The following is a 2,911-nucleotide window of genomic DNA, read 5'->3' on the forward strand; positions in this document are numbered from 1 at the left end:
ACCAAAGTGGTATTCATCGAAGATAACCAAATCCCAATTTGTGGTGTGTATAAATTCGTTCTTGGTCTTAATGCCTCCACTCTCATTTGTGCCTAGCAGGTCTTGGAACGAGCCGAATACCACAATAGGCTTGGACTTGTCGGCTCTGTGGAACTCTTGATCTATGTTCAGGTTGTTATTGCGAGCATCTTTGTTGGAGATATATTGCCAACCCTCAAAGTCTATATGCGATACAAGGTCTTCACGCCAAGCCGATTCAACAGCGGGTTTGAATGTAAGAATCAATATACGTGACAAGCCCATCTTCTTTGCCAACTGATACGATGCAAAGGTTTTTCCGAAACGCATCTTTGCATTCCACAGGAATTTTGGTGTGCGGTTAGGCTCTTCTTTCAGTGCTTGCTCAAAGTAAGTCCTTGTCTGTTCCACTGCACGGAACTGCTCTGGGCGCATAGTGAAATTCTGCGTTCTATTCTCTACATTGTCCATTCCTATGCGGAGCGACAATATAGCGGCCATTACATCGGCAACGGTACACTTAAACCATTCATCAGTCTTGTCGAGTGGATTAAGACGAGAGTGCCCTTTTCGTTCAAGGAGTCTATGCACATCCTTGTCCGTAAAGCAAGAGCCATCATTAGTCATTGCCGACTCTACCAATACAATCTCATACGCAATTTTGCTTGTATGCAGTTGCTCATCGATACGTTCCTTCGCAGTGCGATCGGTATAGCCGACTTTCAAATAACCTTTGTGAGAATCTACTCCCGGCAATCGATAGGCATAGATGGTAGGAGTAATCGTTGGGCGTTGGGGAAAGAAGTTGTGTTCCATAATATTACTCCATTGAAGTTATCATAGATTCAATAAATTCAATCTCTTCTTGAGTCAAATTGTACTTTTCATACAATTCCTTATCAGTCCAAGATTTAGAGAAATCTTGAATTGGAACAAAATGATAAATAGCTTTTGAAGCACCTTGGTCTTGTTTTCTTATACTTATCAATGCTCTAAAGAATTTTGTACGGAGATAATTGTCTGCATTATTAGCCTCATTCATAGAATGGAATGGGCCTACTTGAACGAATGTTTCCGTACATAGGTCTTTCGGTGAGGCAATAACCGTTGTAGGAGTAAAATCACCAAATTCACCACTACCAACGTTTCGTGGAATAAAAATCTTATAATCATTTAGGAGGTCTCGTTTGGGCAGTGGATAATCTTGAGGTATATATCTATACACTCTTTTCAATCCATCTAATCCTAATATTCTTAAGTCTCCATCAGATGCAACTTCTTTTATTGGAGGCAAACCATATTTCGAAGGATCTTTAAAGAAATCTCCTCTCAGTCCATATGGTTTCATAGAAGATACAATTGTCTCAAACGATTCTTTCTCAATATTATTATTAGCCCACACTTTTCTCATAATAGAGATAAGCTTGTTTTCTCGAATAAAAATAGTCTCACCCTTTTCAACCAGAAATCTTTGTGATTTTTCAATCTCATTACCTTTGTGTTTGTATATTTCACACTCTCCAGAATACTGCTTATCCCATAGGAAATAACATACACCACCTTTTATTTCAACACCACTAAAACATTCGGATGCATCTGCATAATCATGTAATACTCGTACACGCTTATCATTAATCATTTTGTCACGGAAAGCATCCAACCCCTTACCGCCAGTATACCACCTTGCAGGAATAATCATAGTCAAATAACGAGGATTAAGTTTCATCGCTTGCTCTATAAATAAGTTATAGATCGGCTTTGCACTAGCTTGTGCTCCTCCGTCACTTAATTGGTATGGTGGATTACCTATAATCACATCGAATTTCATATTGAATACCTTGTTTACATCTAAGTTGTGGATAAATTGATAAGCGTGGGTTTCAAGTTCAACACCACGGTCGTACTCACTCTGCGAAGCACCGCAATAGATACATTTGCCATCTTTCCAAGTATGCTTGATACGTTGGTAAATGATATTTCCTTGCGGTTTGTCTTCAGGAAACTGATATGCCGAAAACTCGCTGCTTGGGAACTTGCTGCAATAGACACTGCGACGAGATAGCAAACTTGTAAGTTCCGTTATGGCAATGCCAAACAACTGCTTTGAGAATATATGCTCAATGCGTTTTTCAAGGTCGGGAATCTGCTTCTCAAGTCCCTTAATCAACCGCTTGGCTATTTCACGCAGAAAAACTCCACTCTTGCAACAAGGGTCAAGAAATGTTGTGTCGGGGTTCTCGAACAACTCCTGTGGGAGCATATCAATAATCTTGTTTGCCAATTCGGGAGGGGTGAACACCTCATCATTACTAAGATTGGCAATGCACGAAAGCACGTCGGGATTATAGACGCTTTTGAACAAACTATTCTCCATAATCCTGAACCTTTTTGTAGTGAGTAATATATCTTCTTAGGAATATTCCCCCTTCCTCTTTTTGCTCCTCAGTGAGTGCGAAGAGATTACCTTCGCTATTGTCGTTGTAGAGAAGAAGATCGGACATCGTATAGTCGGAGCGTTGCATTTGAGTGCCACCAATTAATGTCCATTCGGAAAAGACTATTGGTGCAGAGGTGTCTTTGCCTTCGGCGTCAACGCACATCAACGTCAGAGCATTACCATTGATGATATTTCGGCTAATGATGAACTTGGCAGCTTCGCGAGTCTCGTCCGATACCTCGGTTTTGCAATGATCGGTATATTCCTCGTTCCAAATTTTATAAAGACGCTCACGACAAGCAATCACATTGTCGTTCATTATATCCACACCGTAAAGGCTACCAATAGCGACAATGGCTTGTTTTTCATAATCACGAGGACTCTTTTTGTATTTCCTGCGAAGTTCGGCAAGTTTGCGTTTGAGTATAACAGCCAAGAAATTACCATCACCACAAG

3 protein-coding genes are annotated in these 2,911 nt (G+C 40.5%); all 3 read right to left on the reverse strand.

What is annotated here, in order from left to right; all coding sequences use genetic code 11:
- Positions 1-834, reverse strand: an 834-nt coding sequence (locus tag BXY_RS02845; protein ID WP_208946740.1) for a GIY-YIG nuclease family protein, incomplete at its 3' end; no start/stop codon positions are given.
- Between the two features lie 4 nt (positions 835-838).
- Positions 839-2,392 (reverse strand): Eco57I restriction-modification methylase domain-containing protein, encoded by a 1,554-nt coding sequence (locus BXY_RS02850; protein WP_015531175.1) that lies wholly within the window; start codon positions 2,390-2,392, stop codon positions 839-841.
- On the reverse strand, positions 2,382-2,911 hold a 530-nt coding region (locus BXY_RS02855; RefSeq protein WP_208946741.1), incomplete at its 5' end, for a restriction endonuclease subunit M. The genes BXY_RS02850 and BXY_RS02855, both read right to left, overlap by 11 nt.

The organism is Bacteroides xylanisolvens XB1A (assembly GCF_000210075.1).
Classification (GTDB): domain Bacteria; phylum Bacteroidota; class Bacteroidia; order Bacteroidales; family Bacteroidaceae; genus Bacteroides; species Bacteroides xylanisolvens.